Source organism: Hyphomonas sp. ske169 (assembly GCF_056850855.1).
This window is the reverse complement of the sequence record NZ_CP096146.1, coordinates 2,561,712-2,577,961: the sequence shown is the minus strand read 5'-3', so window position 1 is coordinate 2,577,961 and position 16,250 is coordinate 2,561,712. Positions and strand designations below refer to the sequence as shown.

Sequence of the window (16,250 nt, the reverse complement as noted above, 5' to 3'; positions counted from 1 at the left end):
GGAACCGGCCGTGGCGCGGCGGAAGGGCGAAAACCAAAAATCCGCTAAGCGGATGCGCAAGCGTCCAAGCTTGAACCTGACGACTGCGCTCGGATTGATTATCCTTATTCAAGGTGTGGCGCTCGGCTTGAAAGCGTTTGATGACACACAGAAATTGCGCGCGGGCACACAAGCCGAAACGCATCGCGAAGCGCTGGCCTTTTCCGAACATCTATCTGGCAAGATCGAGACTGTCGCTCAGACCCTGCAAATGGGCTATCAAGCTGGCTGGTCCTCAAGCCAAATTCAACGCGCCTATCCCGAGATAGAAACGGTCGCGACCCTGGCCGATGCTCTGACCGCGCCAACCGGTAGTCGCTTGCGCGTCAATGGCGAACGGGCAAGCGAACTCTTAGCCACCGGACAGCAAGCCGGTCTCTCAACCAATGATGATCTGATCGTGGTCTATGATCCCGACTCTGGCAGCTCCAGGCTGGCGATCACCCCGGTCGCAAACCTGTTACCAACCCCAGATGGGGGGCGCACCGCTCGCATTTTCAACGACCGGCGGAGCGGCGCAGAATTGATGTCGTCCAGCCAGGTTCGAGCGTGCTCACCGATCTCGAGCAATGCGCTGTCGGTCTGTATTACGCGCCCATTTTCCGTGATGTCTCAGTCAGCGATGATTGATCTTTTGGTCTATGCGCTGCTGCTGCTTGGCCCGTCGCTAGCAATTTTGGGCCTATTTCGCTTGTTCGAACAAAACCGGCTTGTCTCAGAAGCATTCGAAGGCGAAGCCACCCGCGCGGGGCGCATCCTCAAGACAGTCCTACATCAATCTAAAGCCGGCTTCTGGTCCTGGGACGAGAAGACCGCAACTTATCAATTTAGCGAAGAGGCGAGCAAATTGCTCGGCGCCGACGGCGAGTTGCAGCTTTCCAGACGCGAATTCCTCCGATTTGTGCACCAGGACCATGCCGACGCCGTCGAGCAAGCCTTGGAGGGCCTGTCGGAACGCGGCTTCGTCCAACAAGTCTTCACGACGCCAGATCAATCCATATGGCTCGATCTGCGCGCGCAACCTGATGAGACCAGCGGCGCCCTCAATGGGATCCTACATGATGTCACGGAGACCAAGCGCGCCCTCGCCCGAACGCGGCAAGCCGAAAACCGCCTCAAGAGCGCCCTCGAAGGCTATTCTGGGCCATTCGCGCTTTGGGACGGCCGCAAGCGCCTGATCTATTGGAACCGCGCCTTCCAGCGGGTGTTTGGCCTTGAGCCGACGGTCCGCGCCGGCATGGGATATGAGACGATCATGTTGGCCCAGGCCGCGAACGTCATTGACCGGCGCCCGAGTGAGGCCAACGACCCTGCGGACATCATCAAAACCCGTGACGGCGCATGGTACAAAATCATAGAGCGCACCGTTCCCTCGGGCGGTATGATCACGATCGGGATGGATGTCTCTAGCGATATGCGCAACGAGGTCGAGCTGACCAAACAACACGCGCGCTTGCGCAATCTCGTCGCCGAACTGGAACGTTCTGAGACCATGACCGCAGAGCTGACCCGCAAGCTCGAAGAAGAAAAGATCAATGCCGAACGCTCTTCCAATTCTAAGAATGCGTTCCTGGCCAATATGAGCCATGAACTTCGCACGCCGCTCAATGCGATTAATGGCTTCTCGGAAATCTTGGTCGACGAGATGTACGGCCCGCTCGGCGACGAGCGCTACAAGACTTACGCAAAAGACATTCTAGATTCTGGCAAACATCTTCTCGAGATGATCACCGACATTCTCGACATGGCGAAAATCGAAGCGGGCAAGATGACCGTCGATCTGCAATCGATTGATATTGTCGACCCTGTCGATGCAGCGATCCGGATGATCCGGCGTAAGGCAGAAGACAAGAATATCAGCCTGCAAATGGTGGCCAATCCTGGCCTGCCCCTGGTCGAAGCCGACCATCGCGCCATTCGCCAGATGATCCTGAACCTGGTTTCGAACGCGCTCAAATTCACCGACCCGGGCGGCGAGGTACGGGTGACCGTGGATCAAAAAGGCGATGAGCTGCGCGTATCGGTCCGTGACAATGGTATCGGCATTCCGGCCGACGCCCTACCTCGGCTCGCGCAACCGTTTGAACAGGTCAGCGATACGCGCGACCGCAATTTTGATGGCACAGGTCTTGGCTTGGCGCTGACAAAATCCTTCGCGGAAATGCATGGCGGCCGCCTGACGATTGCCAGCAAACCTGGCCGCGGCACGCAAGTCAGCTTTTATTTACCGATCAGCCAAGCCCGTTCAGACGCCGAGCCTTCAGTTGCTTAAGACGGGTCTTCGATCCCAGAAATTGCAAACTGAGCTGCCTGCGCCGCGCAATCGGTCGCCGCTGCTTTCAGCGCCAAGGCACGATCGCTCGGCTCCCCACTCGTCGCCTGCGCGCGCGCAATGATTTGCTTCCGCTCAAGCAGCGTTCGGTCCCGGGTCGCGATGAGGCTTACCGCCATCTCGCAAATCGCGGTTTCGCCCTGCAGTTTGAGGTCCGTCAATTCGGTTGCCATCTCAAAGCGCGGCAGAATACCAAGCTCTGGCAACACGGCATTGCCCGGCTCACCCAATTTAAAACTGTTCAGCATCGCCAATTGCAGCTGACGGGTCGCTGGCCCAGACCACTCGACCCGCGGCACGACACGTAAGCCGCCATCCTCGCCTTCGCTGATGATGTTTTGTCCGCTAATCAGCCGCGGCGCTTCAGGTTCGCGAACGATTAGGTCCTGCGCCAATCCCGCATAAGCAGTTTCAGCGTCGATACTATAAAGGGCGTCTGGCGCAGTGGGCTCAGGCAGGACCGAGACGCAAGCGACCGATAGGCTAAAAGCAACACCAATGATGACAGGCTTCAGGTTCATTAGCGTCACTCCTCATATGGCAAGGGATCACCGATCACCAAGCCTTGCGGGTTTTGTTCAATATCGCGGGTGAGCCGATCCAATCGCGAGATCAGCAGTCGCAACTCTTGGGCGGCTAGACTGGTTTGCTGAACCGTATCAGAGGCGCCGCCTTCGACCAGCAGCGTGGCCGCTTCAACCGCTTTGCGGCTCTCGGTCAGCATCGCGCTGGCATCCCCTGTCGCGCCGTTCAGTTCGCTCACAAGCGCTTTCAAGTCAGCGTTTAAGCTGATCAATTCTTGATCCAGTGAACTGGCAACCGACGTGATATCTTGCGATGCGACGGTGAGATTGTCGCCGGCGCGCTCCAGAGACGCCAGGGTTTGGATGCTTTGGGCCAGCAAGGCGTTGTCATCTTCCGACAGGGTTGCCGTGATATCTCGAACATTGGTGAGGATTTCACCCATGGCGGTGATGTTCTCCTCGGTCAGCAAATTGCTTAACTGATCAATGGTCATTCCAGCTTGGCCTACAATTTCGGCACCGCCATTGAACAAAGCCGTCAACGGAGTTTCGCCCGCGTCGATCACCGCGATATCCTCGTATGGCGCGGGCAAGAGCGGTCCGGCATCATCGCTGCCCGCATTGATCTGAACAAAAGTGACGCCCGTTATGCCCGCAAAATCGATGATCGCGGTGGAGTCAGATTTGACCGGTGTGGTCTTATCGACGCGCAGGCGTGCCCGAACCATAGACGCATCGCGGCGATCGATCCGTACCGTTTCGACCTCGCCCACTTTGATCCCGATATAGCGAACCGATGCACCCTCTTCGAGCGAGACGGGGCCGGGGAATACAACATCATAGATCGCGTAGTCTCGATTAAACTGCGAGGAACCGAGCCACAGCGCGAACCCGATCACAGCGGCCGCTGCCATTAAGACAAAAGCGCCGATTAGCGCGTAATTCGCACGTGTTTCCATCATCCGGCTCCCATAATTGCGCCGCGACCTCTCGGTCCCCCAAAATAATCCTGAATCCACGGATGGGGATTACGTCTCAATTCATCCATCGTGCCAGTTGCGAGAATGCGCTTTTCCCCAAGCACCGCGATCCGATCACAGGTGACCGCAAGTGTATCTACGTCATGTGTCACCAAAAACACCGTTAGGCCTAGGGATTTCTGCAAATCTCGGATCAATTGATCAAAGCCAGCAGCAGTGATTGGATCAAGACCCGCGGTCGGTTCATCGAGGAAAAGCAGCGGCGGATCGAGCGCTAAAGCTCGCGCCAAGGCGGCGCGTTTCCGCATTCCGCCCGACAGATCTGATGGGTATTTGCGCCCCGCCCAGGTTTCCAGCCCTGACATCCGGATCTTCTGATCGGCAAGTTCTTTCATCAAAGCCAGCGGCAGGTCGGTGTGCTCTTTCATCGGCACCATAACGTTTTCACGAACGGTCAGATTGGAAAACAGCGCCCCGTCCTGGAACATAATCCCCCAGAGGCGTTGCAGCGCCGCATGATCGGCCGATTGTAGATGGATCACATCCTCACCGAACACGTGGACATCGCCTTCTGACGGCTCTTTCAATCCAACTATGGCGCGAAGCAGGACAGATTTACCGGTCCCAGATGGGCCGATCACGCCCAGGACTTCGCCTTTCCGCATATCCATATCGAGATGCTCATGCACGACATGTGTGCCATAAGCGGTTTTCAGACCGCGCACTTTGATCGCGAGCTCGGTCACAGACCCATCTCCATATAGAAGATGGCGAACAGCGCATCGATGACAATGATCGCAAACAGCGCCTGGACCACTGATTTTGTGGTGTGATGGCCGAGCGATTGAACGCTACCGCCAACTTCCAAGCCCTGCCGGCACCCAATCAGAGCAATGGCAAGCCCAAACACCGGCGCTTTCGACATGCCGATCCAGAATTGATCAATCGGCACATTGTCTTGCAGCCGGTTGAAGAACACGGTCGGATTGATATCGAGCACCAGCCAACCCACCGCCATACCGCCAGCAATCGCGGTCAGCATGCCGATAAAGGTCAGCACCGGCACCATAATCATCATGGCCAACACACGCGGCGCGACGATGACCTGCATCGGATCGAGCCCCAAAGTCTGCATTGCATCGATCTCTTGGCGCATTTTCATCGCGCCGATTTGCGCGGTGAAGGCCGAATTGGTGCGCCCAGCAATGATAATCGCGGCCAAGACCCCGCCCAGCTCGCGCAACACGCCAAAGCCGACCAGTTCGACCACAAAGATCGTGGCCCCAAATTGCGACAGCGTCGTCGCACCGATAAAGGCGACCACCATGCCGACAAAGAAACTCAAAAAGGCAATGATCGGCACTGCATCGAGGCCGGCATCTTCCATGACCGACACCAAAGCCGTCCACCGCATTTTGGTGGGGCGCCAGACCGCCGAGGCGATCGCTACGATGGTCCCGCCTAAGAATGACAGGGTTTCCAGCGCTTCTTGCCATAAATGCTCAGCGTTTCGGCCCGTCCGCTCAAGCAAGTCGACGAAGCCATGCCCGTCTTCGCGAACCGGCGGCGCGTGTTCTTCTTGGGTTGCCAGCGTGCGCGCCTGGCCAAGCAGATCCAAGGCTTCTGGCTGCGCGCCTGTAATCTCTGGCGTCGATGGCGCGAACGCGCGCAAGGTGCGGTCTGCGAGATAGGCGCCAGCCGTGTCCATACTTTCCAGCGCACTTAAATCCACCTCAGCCAGCGCGTCATGGCCATGGGTTTCACCCAGATCGCGGAGCTTTTCATCCAGCCCGCCTAAGGCCATAACCGTCCAAACGCCCCGCAGCACCAGCCGCGGGCGTGCGCCCCCAATATACTCAAACGAGGGCGAAAAAGACGGATCGTTCGATTTCGACACTATTTACCTTAACCCACCAGCGTTTAAGACAGCCCGCAAAGCGTCATTCAAATTTTACCATTCCGGCAAAGACTTCATCCATGCGCCAGATGACCATCACCCCTCAGTCTTCGCCGCTTAAAGCAGCGTTTGCAATCTCTCGCGGATCAAAGACGACGGCCGAAACCGTGCTCGTCGAGATCAAAGAGGGCGAACATATCGGCCGCGGCGAATGCGTGCCTTATGCCCGCTACAAAGAAAGCCGGGTCAGCGTGGTCGCGCAACTCTCTGGCATTGAAAGCGATATTCAAGACGGCCTGACCCGCCAAGACTTGCAACGCCGCCTCCCCGCAGGCGCTGCCAAATGTGCTGCCGATTGCGCGCTGTGGGATCTCGAGTCCAAGCTCACCGGCACGCCGGTTTGGGAGCTTGCTGGCCTGCCCGAACCGAAACCCCTGCCGACCACAATGACGATCAGCTTGGACACACCCGAAGCGATGGCGGAGGCGGCGAAAGCAACCAATGCGAAAATTCTAAAGCTCAAGCTCGGCGGGCCGGATGACCTTATCCGCGTCGAAGCGGTGCGGCGGGCCCGACCGGACGCGAAACTCGTGCTCGACGGCAATGAAGGCCTCGACCCCGCCGCGTTTCCGAGCCTGGCTGCGAAAGCGGCCAATCTCGGCGTGGTCCTGATCGAACAGCCCTTTCCCGCCGATCAAGATGGCGCACTGACCAGGCGCCCTGGCCATGTCGCGATTTGCGCGGATGAAAGCATGCATACCCGCGCCGATATCCAGGGCCTCGCCAAGAAATATGACGCGGTAAATATCAAGCTCGACAAAGCCGGCGGCCTCACTGAGGGGCTGCGGATTATGAAAGAAGCCAAACGCTGCGGCATGGGCACAATGGTCGGCTGCATGGTCGCCGGCTCGCTCAGCATGGCGCCTGCGATTTTGCTTGGCCAAGTCGCTGACCTCATTGATCTGGATGGCCCGCTTTGGCTCGAAAAAGATGTCGCTCATAAGCTCCGCTACAATGATGGCATGGTCTCACCGCCGAGCCGGGAATTGTGGGGCTAGGAACAAACATTAGATAACCGCCTGCGCCCCGTTCCCGCTCTGCCAGCGCAAGCTGGCACCCATGGCGGCTGGCTAAGGCCTTTGAGGCCGGGCTCAGCCGCCGTAGATCCTGACTTTCGTCAGGAACGCGGTGCTCGAACGGAGGTTTCCATAGGCTGAGGGCGTTTGGGTATTTGGAGGAAGAAATGAGCCGCAGACGCCAGCGGAGGCTGGGGTCCAGGGACAGATCTTAGCCTCACAGCGTTGAGGTCGTTTTTTGGTCCATGGATACCTGCGTGCGCAGGTATCGGCGGAAAGCGACCTATTCATCCCCATCCGGAAAGTCAGGCGGGCTGGGCATGCGGGCCATTGCGGTGGCCATCAGATGCAACCAGATTTTCGCGTTCAGATCTTTCGCTTCGTCATCCTCGCGATTCTCGAGAGACATTTGCAGGGCCGTCAAATAACCAGCAAGCGCGTTTCGTTCTTCAGTCAGATCTGCGACTTTGAAACTCGCGCTTTTCGGCACCGCGACTTCTTTTCCAGCGAGGGCAAACAGACCGCGCATTCCGGCAATTTCATTGACCAGTCGGTCCGCCGCGCCGTCCCAGGCTTCGCCCGCCATCACGGCCATCAAGCCGCTCATCGCCGCATGCCCGCCGGAATAGTCGCCTTCCAATTTTGGCGCGACTTCGGTGACGAGTTTGCGTCCGATCCGATCGAGGATCATGCCAATATCGCTCATCCGCCTGCTCCATATTTCGGCCCCAGCCGCATCGCCAACATCAACTCGTGCGCTGCATGGGTGAACCAGCCCGACCACGCCAAGATCGGGTCATCATTCTCGCCATTCGCGAAGGCTTTTTCCGAGGTCACCCAAATGCCAAGCGCTTTGACATGCGCAAACAGAGACCACCATTCAAACGCCGCCGGATCAAACTGGCAGCCCGAGGCTTCTTGCCAAATCGCAATCGCGTCCGGCCACGGAATAAAGCCCGCGGCGCGTTCCTGATCATTGCCGCACCAGAGCAAGTCCGTCGCCCAAGCGAGGTCTTCATACGGATCGCCAATATGCGCCATTTCCCAGTCCAAGATCGCGGTCAAATAACCTGCGCCATCCTGCAGGAAATTGCCGGTCCGGTAGTCGCCATGGACGATCGAGAGCCGTTGCGCGGGCGGCGGCGGATTGCGTTCCAAGTGTCGAATAGCGGCTTCTGCGACCGGCTGCGGGTCTTTCGCATTGGTGCGGATTTCATTCGCCCAATAGTCAAGCTCGCGCCGCCAGCACGCGTCCAGTTCCGGCGTCTCGATCTCGTCGGCCAAGGCAGAGCCCTCAACCGGCAATGCGGCGATCGATCCGAGATGCCGAAAGAACTGTTCGCCAATCGTGGCGCGGTGCGGCTCGATATCATCTATTTTGAACGGGTTGACGGGATCCCCGCCTTCAATCCGCCCCATGACGAAAAAGGGCGCGCCGAGTGCATCATTTTCTGTTTCAAGAAACAGCGCTTCCGGCACCGGCAAATCGCGCTGGCCATAAGCACTCTTGATCGCCGCAAACTCGACCCGGCGCTCAGTATCGATCAAACTGTCCGGCGGGTCGCGGCGCAGGATGAGCCCTTTGGTTTTTGGCCCCGTCGCGTCCTCATATGTCAGATCAATCGAATAAGTTTGTCGGCTGGCCCCACCATGGATCCGGTTGATACTATCGACGCGCGCATTCTTGGCGCCCGGAAGGCGCGCTTCCGCATAAGCCGCAAACTTGGTTGCGAGTTCCGCCTCAAGCATCGAGCGTATCCTTCCAACCGCTTGGCGCATGCGGACCAAGCGCCAATTGCTCTAAGATCCCAATGCCTTCGCTGGACTGACCATCTGGTCCTTTATGGGTCGCTTTTACGATCGCTTGGATGTGCAGATTATCTGGTTGCTGCCAGGGCAGATTATCCGGCGTCAGGTCTTCGCGGGTCACGGCGAGGTCACCGCGATAAGAGCCATGCCCCATGCTCGGATGACCATAGCCAATGCCTTTCATCATGAACGTGGACAGCGGCTCATAGGTCACTTCATGCGGACGCCCCTGGCCATCTTCTACATGCAACGTCGCACCTGCAGCACGGCGGGTGCCTGCGTGCCACGATACATCCATTTTCGGCCGGTTGAGATGCAAAAGGCCATCGCGATCAGCGCCGTCCATTGCGAGGACCGAACGCGTGTTCCAAGCGCCGCCCGACGCATCTTCATTGACATGAAAATAGAGCGAAAGATTGGGGAAATTGATCGGCGCCCACAGCCAATAGAATTGCGGCAGCTGCATCGGTAAAACCGGTTGCGGATCACGCTCTCCGATTGGACGCACGCCCCAGCTGCGATCGCGTGTGCCGAGGAAGTCTTTGACCTCCACTGCGTCGCCATCAACGCTAAGCTTGCCTTGCCAATGGCCGTTCTGGGTCATCCGGGTGCAATCGATCAACATGCGCGGGCCTTGGCGATAGGTGAAGCGCGGTTCTTCGATTGGAAAATGCCGCCCAGTGAAGGTTACATCAAGCGCGATGCCTTCTGTCTCTTCGAGCGTCAGCCGGATCTGCTTGAGCTCCTCGATCACTTGTACTTGCAGCGGGCCAACCTTGGTGTCCATCCGCTCCATACCCAAGAGACGCGAGACATGGATCGATTTCTGCACGCCGTCTTTGAGGATAGAAACCGCTCCATCCATAACGTTCAAATGCGGATACACGCCGAACGCCGCGGCAAAGAAGACCGACCCATCAGCCGAATAGCCATTGAAGAAAAAGCGGTCATAAAAGTTACGGTCAGACCCTGAAAACGCAATGGGTTCGGGGGTTTGATGAATCGGGTATTCGTCACCTTTGGTGAGCACGGTTTCACTCCTCCCGTGGCGTGATCTCTTTTCGGATCAGTTTGGAGATATAAGTTGGCCCCCAAGCCAAGCAGGCGTCAATGCCTATCGGAGGGAGAACATGGGATCTGTCGTGACCACTCAGGAGGTGAACGCCTTCTATGACGCCGTGTTCAAAGGATCGGGCGAACAGGAACGCGTGCTTGAAGTTCGGGAAAATTATGCGCGGATCCGACAACCAGTTGATCAGGGCAATATTCGGCCCGGCGGCTATATCAATGGCCCGACGCAAATGGCTGTGGCTGACAGTGCAGCTTATATCGCAATCTTCACGCGGATTGGGATCACGCCGATGGCTTTGACCAGCAATTTGAACATCAATTTCATGCGCCCGTGTATCGGCGACGCGGTGATCGCCGAAGGCACCCTTTTGAAACTTGGCAAAACGCTCGCCGTGGTCAGTGTCGATATCCGCGCTGAAGGTAGCGACAAGCTGTCGAGCCAGGCCGTCGTCAATTATTCGATCCCGCTAGAGGACCCGTCATGATTACACTGCTCGGTGCCTTAGCCGGATTTCTCGCGGTCGCCTTCGGCGCGTTTGGCGCGCATGCGCTCGGTGACACAATGACAGAGAAAGCATCAGGCTGGTGGGAAACCGCGACGCTCTACTTGCTCGTTCATGCCGCGCTAGCCACGGCGCTTTCAGCGGGCGATGCAGAAAAGTTTGGGGGCGCAGCGGCAGTTTTGCTGGCCGGCGCTGTGCTCTTTGCGGCGACGCTTTATGCTATGGCATTCGGCGCACCGCGCTGGTTCGGCGCGATCACACCGATTGGCGGTCTTGGAATGCTGGCAGGCTGGGCGATGATCGCTTGGGTGGCCTGGAAAACCTGACCTCGCGAAACCCTTTTCTTACACCAGCCCGCCGCGTATCACCGCCGCAGCACACAAGTTAAAAGGGAGCGCTTCAATGAGCTTGTTCGATCTTTCAGGAAAATCAGCCATCATCACCGGATCCTCACGCGGCATCGGTAAAGCCATTGCCGAGCAGTTTGCAGCGGCCGGCGCCAAAGTGACGATCAGCTCGCGCAAGCCTGGCCCCTGCCAAGAAGTCGCTGGCGCTTTGAATGATCAATATGGCGAGGGCACCGCGATTGCGATCCCAGCCAACATTTCTGAGAAAGATCAGCTCCAAGCCATGGTCGACGCGACCAATGAGGCCTTTGGCAAAGTCGACATCGTGGTCTGCAACGCCGCGTCCAACCCGTATTACGGCCCCATGGAAGGCATTTCAGACGATGCGTTTGAGAAGATCCTCTCTAACAATATTATCTCAAATCACTGGCTGGTTCAGATGTGCGCCCCGCAAATGCGCGAGCGCAAAGATGGCGCGATCATCATTGTGAGCTCAATTGGCGGCCTGCGCGCCTCTCCTGTGATTGGCGCTTACAACATCTCCAAAGCGGCTGATTTCCAGCTCGTCCGCAATCTGGCCGGCGAGTATGGCCCAGATAATGTTCGCGTGAACGCGATTGCGCCTGGCCTGATCAAAACGGACTTTGCGCGCGCCCTGTGGGAAAACCCAGACACGCTGAAGCGCGCCACTTCGACCACCCCTCTGCGCCGCATTGGTGAGCCAATCGAGATTGCGGGGGCAGCTGTTTACTTGGCGTCTGACGCGGGCAGTTTCATGACTGGGCAAATGATGGTGGTCGATGGTGGCCAGACGGTCGTCTAGCATGCCAAAAATGATTGTTCCCGACAGCCTCAAAGAGCGCACAGAGCAAATGCAATTTGCGCCCGCTGTACGCGCGGGAGACATGGTGTTTTGCTCCGGTGTTATCGCAGCCCTAAAAGAGGGTGAAGACGCCACGGAAGAGGCTTATTTTCGCGGCGCCGATGAGGCCTTTGCTGAAATCGACATGATCCTGCGCGAGGCCGGTGGAAGCATGGCCGACGTGGTCGACATCACGGGCTATCACGTCGATTTTGAGAAACATATGGCACCGATTTTTCGCGCCAAAGCGAAATGGATGCCAGGGCCGTTTTTCTCTTGCTACACGCTGATTGGGGTTTCGTCCTTGTTCAATCCGCTCGGCTTTGTTGAGCTCAAAGCGCGGGCCTATATCCCGGCATGACGCGAACAGACCTTTCAAGAGATCAGCAGGTTTTCTTCGATCGGCTGCGCAGCGGCGGCTGGGACAAGCCTGCTGGGATAGAGAATCTCGGCATTCGTCCCGAGGATTGGCTAAAAGACGTGCGCTACGGCTATGTCCGCTATGAATGGCCCAACAGCGGAGATCGCGACATCTCGGATGGCCGCGTCTTTGGCGGTTGGATCGCCGGCTTTAGCGACCATATCGTCTCCATGTGCATGGCCTCAGCCCTGGAAGACGGCGAATGGTTCACCACGACAGAGCTGCAGACCCGGATCTTCCGGCCCGTGCCGAACGGCCTCATCACGATTGAAGGTCGGCTGGTCTCACGTGGGCGTACGACGGGTTTTGTGGAAGCCGACTGGCGCGATGAAAAAGGACGTCACCTCGTCCGCATCAGCGCCGCCAAAGCGATCCGCACACGGGCGGAATTGGAAGGCAATAAGCTACGCTAGGAGCGTTTTGTCACCATTTGCATGATCGATTCGATCATATGACCGGTCATATCTCTCGCATTCTTCAATTCCAGTCGGTCCATGTTCACCGGCAAGGCAAGCGTGCCGTGAACCGCTGACCAAAGCACTTGGACCAGTGTGTCAGGATCACCGTGGATGAGCGCGCCTGTTGCCTGTCCTTCTTCGATCGCGGCTTTCATCAGCGTTGGAAAAGCAAAATTGCTCAAGGGCTGTTTGTCAGGCGTCTCCAGCGCAGTGGGCCGAACAAACATCAGCGCGTTGCGATATAAGACGGCTTGATTGATCCCGAACTCGAGATAGGCGCGTAGCAGCGCTTCAATCCGCGCCACAGGATCTGAATGCTTCGCGGCGAGTGCTCGAAACTCATCGTCCAGCTGTGCAATCCGCCCCGTCCACAGCGATTGCATCAGGCCGGTTAGATCGCCGAAATAGGAATAGATCGTCCCCACCGACACACCAGCTTTGGTTGCTACGGCCCGCGCCGATATCGCCGACAAACCCTCGCGCCGGTAAAGCTCAGCGGCGGCCTGTTGAATCGACCGCCGCACTTGCGCACGCTGTTCCGGACTTGCCTTAGGTCTTGCCATATAGGCGGTTTAGGCGGCTTTCGCGATTTGACGCAAGTTCATTTCGACTTGCAGATTGGCCAGCGGCTCAGCCATCCGCTCTTCCCATTTCTCGAAATTGATATTGTTCGAGTTGCGCCCATAATACCAACCGTCGACAAACGCATCCATAGACGGCACGACCCCTTTGGGGGCCACCAGCGCGGTATGCGCCATGGTCACGGCCAAGCGGATCGCGTGATACGGAAAACGGATCTGTGAGAGATAATAAGACGCCAGCGCCAGCTCGCCAGGAATGGTCGCGCCATAGCCGGTCAGCACATGCATGAAGTCATGGATCTGCGTCCCGCGCACCATCATATAGGCCATATCGGCTGGCATCCGGTCGAGCTTTCCGGTTGATTCTAGCTGTTTCTGGAAGGCGCGATAATCACGGCCAAAATTCTCGATCAGATTGTTCTCTTCAACAAAGTCGCGATACGCAGCTCCGAGTGTGCCGGGCCCATAATGACGGAGCCCTTCAATCGTCAGCGGTTCGGCAATATAGCGCTCTTTAAGAAACTCTGTGGCGCCAGGAATGTCGTGCAACTCTTCCATATAAACATCGATGGCTTCGGTCGTCGCGCCTTCCCACCAGTCGTGGAACAAGAAATAAACCCCATAATCGAGCGGGCGGTCGACAGAGACCATGAACTTTTTGACGAAGTCACGATCGACGATGGGCGGCTTTTCAAACACGGGATTGGACATGGAATTCCTCCTCATTTGTCGTCTATGTAGCACAGGGTTTTAGTTTTGTGAACATGTTCATTTAATTATTTTTCGGTCGCTCAACTGGACTCGCTCCCGGTCTCAGCGTTTGCTGAGGAGAGAGAACCGAGGAGGATGGCTTATGCCGCTCAAATATCTACCCGCGGATACCGCGCCGGAAGCCCTGGCAGACGCGCTCAAAACAGATGGCGCCTGCATTCTCGAAGGCGCTATGTCAGCCGATGCGCTCACCCAATTAAAAGCCGAGTGCCTGCCTTATATCGAGGCGACTGAGACAGGCCGGGATGACTTCACCGGACGCAAGACCACACGCACTGGCGCGCTCGTTGCGCGCTCAGCGGCCTGCCGCGACGCAGTCATGAACAAAACCATCGTGAATGGCGCGAAGACCTTCCTCAAACCCTATTGCGAGACGATCCAGCTCCACCTGACGCAGTTCATCCGCATTCAGCCAGGCCAGCCCGTGCAGCCGCTGCATCGCGATCGATTGGCTTGGGGCGGCTATTTGCTGCCGACTTTGGAGCCGCAATTCAATACGATCTGGGCGATTACAGACTTCACCAAAGAGAATGGTGCCACCAATGTCATTCCCGGATCCAATCGCTGGGACGCAGACCGCCAACCAGTCCGCGACGAGGTTGAGTATGCCGAAATGGAAGCCGGGTCTGTGCTGGTCTATTCAGGCTCGGTCGTCCATAGCGGCGGCGCCAATGAATCCAATGGGGACCGAATTGGCCTGAACATCACTTACGCGCTTGGATGGCTCCGTCAGGAAGAGAACCAATACCTGTCTTGCCCGCCAGAAATCGCCAAAGACTTCGATCCCGAGCTGCAAGCCATGCTCGGCTATGCGATGGGCTCTTATGCTCTCGGATATTTCACCCCGCCCCTGCCACCCGGCAAGGGCCCAGAAGTCGTCCCACCAGACTTCCTCTTCAACGGCAAAGTCGCATCCTGGGGCGACGAAATGTATGAAAAAGTCTCAGCGCGAGCGAAGGATGGCGCGAAATAAGGTTTCGTAGTTCGCGCCGCGCGCTCTACTGCAGACGCGCGATCATGTGATCCGCGAGCCGATAACTCAGCGCCGTTAATGTCAGTGTGGGATTTGCGAACCCGGATGACGGAAACACGGACGACCCGGCCACATAAAGATTATCGACCCCGAAATATTTCAAATCAGTATCAACGACGCCTTGCGCGGCGCTGGTCGCCAATCGCGTGGTTCCGATATGATGCGCCGCATATCCCCAACCAATATCTTGAATGGCCTCCTCGACGCTGCCCGTCAGCCAGCTGTCCAAGGCTAATCGGCCAAACTGCTCTTTCGCCAAAAACCGAGCAAACTCCTTAGCGACCCCAAGAACCGTTTGAACCTCGCGTGCTCCAATCTTCCAGTTAAACCGAAGCTTACGAAGCCCCAACCTATCTCGCTCGGCGCCGAGGCTAACGAAATTATCGACCGACGGCGTCTGCTCAAATTCTGAATAGAAACGAATGAGTCGAAACACGTTTGCATCCGATCGCAGACTTTTCGGAATGAAACTGTAGGCAAGCTCATCAATGTTTCTCGCGGCCCAGATGGCTTTGCCAGCTAAGGATCGTGGCGGCGGCTCTATCCCCGAGGCTTGGCGCAATGTCGGCTCGTAGAATCGAAAATATCCAGCGCCAATCTGCTCGCGTTCCTGTGCCTCTGGAGAAATATTCAAATAGGGCTTCCAGAGACTTTCGCCAGCGCCGCTTTCATCCTCGGTATAAGTGATCGCAGGATCAATATAGTCTGAACCGGTTTTGGTGGCGGCGATCGTACCAATCATACAATTGGGATGCTCTTGGAAATACTTCCCCAAATGAGCACTCGCAGAAGGATCGCCCAGCGGACCTTCGTCAATCATATTTAAGAGCAGACGCGGATTTTCTAACCCTCCACACGCCAATACGAACAATCGAGCACTGGCCGTGCCTTCCTTTCCAGAGAGGGTACGAAACTTAAGACGGGTGACGTGGTCGCCCGGTTCCGATCGCTCAAAGCCAATTACATTGGCGTGCAACAAACAGTCGATGCGCTCATGCTGTTCGATCACTGCTAAGTCGCGCTCCGCCAATCTCAGCGCAAATCGAAGCCCGTCGCGACTACGATACTTCCAGGCTCGATTGTATCCGAACGCTTCATCGCCGCGCGCACCCACGCCGTTTCGCGTGGCTTGGGTAATCACCGCTCGATCACCTGAGCCCAGTTCCAAGAACTCGTGCGCCTGGGCGTGATAAGGGTCCAGATCGTCAAACGAAATGCCCCAACCGATATCCTGCGGTAGCCATGGTTTTCCGACGAGATCGTACGGGCGCAGAGCGTCAGTCTGCCCATTCCAGTGTCCACTCGTCCCACCGAATTGGCGCAGCCTTGTGCCGGTCAGTGAATAGTCGCGACCCAAGAGCTCGCCATCATAAAGGTCTTGGGAGTCTTGTTCGAAGGTTGCGCCTCCAGCCTCTAAAACGAGGACGGAGTAACCTGCGTCGGCAAGTCGAAATGCGAGCGACAATCCCGCCGGGCCCGATCCAGCGATTGCGACATCCGCGGAGTATTCTTGCGGCGCTTCGGCATCGATAAAGTCAATCAGCAC

At 57.2% G+C, this 16,250-nt stretch carries 18 protein-coding genes; 8 read left to right on the top strand and 10 right to left on the bottom strand.

All coding sequences use genetic code 11. The annotated features are described in order from the left end of the window. Nucleotides 1-10 precede the first annotated feature (10 nt). On the top strand, nt 11-2,311 hold the full coding sequence (locus MY069_RS12470; RefSeq protein ID WP_482794114.1) for a PAS domain-containing sensor histidine kinase: 2,301 nt from the start codon (nt 11-13) through the stop codon (nt 2,309-2,311). Here the strand turns inward: MY069_RS12470 and MY069_RS12465 are convergent. From MY069_RS12465 to MY069_RS12450, 4 genes are read right to left on the bottom strand one after another with little or no spacing between them, the layout of a single operon-like run. Next, nucleotides 2,308-2,892: an ABC-type transport auxiliary lipoprotein family protein gene (locus MY069_RS12465; protein WP_482794113.1), complete on the bottom strand. Its 585-nt coding sequence runs from the start codon at nt 2,890-2,892 to the stop codon at nt 2,308-2,310. The two genes, MY069_RS12470 and MY069_RS12465, sit on opposite strands and share 4 nt — an antisense overlap. A gap of 5 nt (nt 2,893-2,897) precedes the next feature. Continuing rightward, a complete protein-coding gene (locus tag MY069_RS12460; protein ID WP_482794112.1) occupies nt 2,898-3,854 on the bottom strand; it encodes an MlaD family protein in 957 nt (318 codons plus the stop codon). Then, nucleotides 3,854-4,621 carry an ABC transporter ATP-binding protein gene (locus tag MY069_RS12455; protein WP_482794111.1) on the bottom strand — a complete coding sequence of 256 codons (768 nt, stop codon included), beginning with the start codon at nt 4,619-4,621 and terminating at the stop codon, nt 3,854-3,856. Before MY069_RS12455 ends, MY069_RS12460 begins: the two co-directional genes overlap by 1 nt. Next, nucleotides 4,618-5,772 carry an MlaE family ABC transporter permease gene (locus MY069_RS12450; protein WP_482794110.1) on the bottom strand — a complete coding sequence of 385 codons (1,155 nt, stop codon included), beginning with the start codon at nt 5,770-5,772 and terminating at the stop codon, nt 4,618-4,620. The genes MY069_RS12455 and MY069_RS12450 overlap by 4 nt, the downstream gene beginning before the upstream one ends. 80 nt (nt 5,773-5,852) lie before the next feature. Between MY069_RS12450 and dgcA the strand changes: the two genes are divergently transcribed. Further along, nucleotides 5,853-6,830: an N-acetyl-D-Glu racemase DgcA gene (dgcA, locus tag MY069_RS12445; RefSeq protein WP_482794109.1), complete on the top strand. Its 978-nt coding sequence runs from the start codon at nt 5,853-5,855 to the stop codon at nt 6,828-6,830. A gap of 301 nt (nt 6,831-7,131) precedes the next feature. Here the strand turns inward: dgcA and MY069_RS12440 are convergent, their stop codons facing one another. Genes MY069_RS12440 through MY069_RS12430 form a run of 3 tightly spaced genes read right to left on the bottom strand, consistent with a single transcriptional unit; the run spans nt 7,132 to nt 9,687 of the window. After that, a complete protein-coding gene (locus MY069_RS12440) occupies nt 7,132-7,554 on the bottom strand; it encodes an SAE2 C-terminal domain-containing protein (RefSeq protein ID WP_482794108.1) in 423 nt (140 codons plus the stop codon). Continuing rightward, complete coding sequence (locus MY069_RS12435; protein WP_482794107.1) at nt 7,551-8,597, bottom strand: phosphotransferase family protein; 1,047 nt, start codon at nt 8,595-8,597, stop codon at nt 7,551-7,553. Before MY069_RS12435 ends, MY069_RS12440 begins: the two co-directional genes overlap by 4 nt. Next, on the bottom strand, nt 8,590-9,687 hold the full coding sequence (locus MY069_RS12430) for an Rv3169 family protein (RefSeq protein WP_482794106.1): 1,098 nt from the start codon (nt 9,685-9,687) through the stop codon (nt 8,590-8,592). The genes MY069_RS12435 and MY069_RS12430 overlap by 8 nt, the downstream gene beginning before the upstream one ends. A gap of 100 nt (nt 9,688-9,787) precedes the next feature. Between MY069_RS12430 and MY069_RS12425 the strand changes: the two genes are divergently transcribed. The 5 genes from MY069_RS12425 to MY069_RS12405 all read left to right on the top strand — a co-directional run bounded on the left by MY069_RS12425 (nt 9,788) and on the right by MY069_RS12405 (nt 12,274). Next, nucleotides 9,788-10,213, top strand: a complete 426-nt coding sequence (locus MY069_RS12425) for a PaaI family thioesterase (RefSeq protein ID WP_482794105.1) — start codon at nt 9,788-9,790, stop codon at nt 10,211-10,213. Beyond that, nucleotides 10,210-10,557 carry a DUF423 domain-containing protein gene (locus MY069_RS12420; RefSeq protein WP_482794104.1) on the top strand — a complete coding sequence of 116 codons (348 nt, stop codon included), beginning with the start codon at nt 10,210-10,212 and terminating at the stop codon, nt 10,555-10,557. The genes MY069_RS12425 and MY069_RS12420 overlap by 4 nt, the downstream gene beginning before the upstream one ends. Nucleotides 10,558-10,633: 76 nt before the next feature. Continuing rightward, complete coding sequence (locus MY069_RS12415; RefSeq protein ID WP_482794103.1) at nt 10,634-11,401, top strand: SDR family oxidoreductase; 768 nt, start codon at nt 10,634-10,636, stop codon at nt 11,399-11,401. A gap of 1 nt (nt 11,402) precedes the next feature. Beyond that, a complete protein-coding gene (locus tag MY069_RS12410) occupies nt 11,403-11,801 on the top strand; it encodes a Rid family hydrolase (protein WP_482794102.1) in 399 nt (132 codons plus the stop codon). Continuing rightward, complete coding sequence (locus MY069_RS12405; RefSeq protein WP_482794101.1) at nt 11,798-12,274, top strand: PaaI family thioesterase; 477 nt, start codon at nt 11,798-11,800, stop codon at nt 12,272-12,274. Before MY069_RS12410 ends, MY069_RS12405 begins: the two co-directional genes overlap by 4 nt. On the opposite strand, the gene MY069_RS12400 is transcribed toward MY069_RS12405, so the two are convergent. Together MY069_RS12400 and MY069_RS12395 are read right to left on the bottom strand one after the other, a co-directional pair. Beyond that, nucleotides 12,271-12,882, bottom strand: a complete 612-nt coding sequence (locus tag MY069_RS12400; protein WP_482794100.1) for a TetR/AcrR family transcriptional regulator — start codon at nt 12,880-12,882, stop codon at nt 12,271-12,273. The genes MY069_RS12405 and MY069_RS12400 overlap by 4 nt on opposite strands. Nucleotides 12,883-12,891: 9 nt before the next feature. After that, complete coding sequence (locus MY069_RS12395; protein ID WP_482794099.1) at nt 12,892-13,611, bottom strand: Coq4 family protein; 720 nt, start codon at nt 13,609-13,611, stop codon at nt 12,892-12,894. A gap of 142 nt (nt 13,612-13,753) precedes the next feature. Here MY069_RS12395 and MY069_RS12390 point away from each other — a divergent pair, with 142 nt between their 5' ends. Continuing rightward, nucleotides 13,754-14,644: a phytanoyl-CoA dioxygenase family protein gene (locus MY069_RS12390; RefSeq protein ID WP_482794098.1), complete on the top strand. Its 891-nt coding sequence runs from the start codon at nt 13,754-13,756 to the stop codon at nt 14,642-14,644. Between the two features lie 25 nt (nt 14,645-14,669). Here MY069_RS12390 and MY069_RS12385 read toward each other — a convergent pair whose 3' ends face one another. Next, nucleotides 14,670-16,250, bottom strand: coding sequence for a GMC oxidoreductase (locus MY069_RS12385; RefSeq protein ID WP_482794097.1), 1,581 nt, complete (start codon nt 16,248-16,250; stop codon nt 14,670-14,672).

What these genes read in the sequence shown, in the direction of transcription:
- MY069_RS12465 (WP_482794113.1), bottom strand. Translation starts at nt 2,892, where the DNA reads ATGAACCTGAAGCCTGTCATCATTGGTGTTGCTTTTAGCCTATCGGTC.
- MY069_RS12460 (WP_482794112.1), bottom strand. Translation starts at nt 3,854, where the DNA reads ATGGAAACACGTGCGAATTACGCGCTAATCGGCGCTTTTGTCTTAATG.
- dgcA (WP_482794109.1), top strand. Translation starts at nt 5,853, where the DNA reads ATGCGCCAGATGACCATCACCCCTCAGTCTTCGCCGCTTAAAGCAGCG.
- MY069_RS12440 (WP_482794108.1), bottom strand. Translation starts at nt 7,554, where the DNA reads ATGAGCGATATTGGCATGATCCTCGATCGGATCGGACGCAAACTCGTC.
- MY069_RS12435 (WP_482794107.1), bottom strand. Translation starts at nt 8,597, where the DNA reads ATGCTTGAGGCGGAACTCGCAACCAAGTTTGCGGCTTATGCGGAAGCG.
- MY069_RS12425 (WP_482794105.1), top strand. Translation starts at nt 9,788, where the DNA reads ATGGGATCTGTCGTGACCACTCAGGAGGTGAACGCCTTCTATGACGCC.
- MY069_RS12420 (WP_482794104.1), top strand. Translation starts at nt 10,210, where the DNA reads ATGATTACACTGCTCGGTGCCTTAGCCGGATTTCTCGCGGTCGCCTTC.
- MY069_RS12415 (WP_482794103.1), top strand. Translation starts at nt 10,634, where the DNA reads ATGAGCTTGTTCGATCTTTCAGGAAAATCAGCCATCATCACCGGATCC.
- MY069_RS12410 (WP_482794102.1), top strand. Translation starts at nt 11,403, where the DNA reads ATGCCAAAAATGATTGTTCCCGACAGCCTCAAAGAGCGCACAGAGCAA.
- MY069_RS12405 (WP_482794101.1), top strand. Translation starts at nt 11,798, where the DNA reads ATGACGCGAACAGACCTTTCAAGAGATCAGCAGGTTTTCTTCGATCGG.
- MY069_RS12400 (WP_482794100.1), bottom strand. Translation starts at nt 12,882, where the DNA reads ATGGCAAGACCTAAGGCAAGTCCGGAACAGCGTGCGCAAGTGCGGCGG.
- MY069_RS12395 (WP_482794099.1), bottom strand. Translation starts at nt 13,611, where the DNA reads ATGTCCAATCCCGTGTTTGAAAAGCCGCCCATCGTCGATCGTGACTTC.
- MY069_RS12390 (WP_482794098.1), top strand. Translation starts at nt 13,754, where the DNA reads ATGCCGCTCAAATATCTACCCGCGGATACCGCGCCGGAAGCCCTGGCA.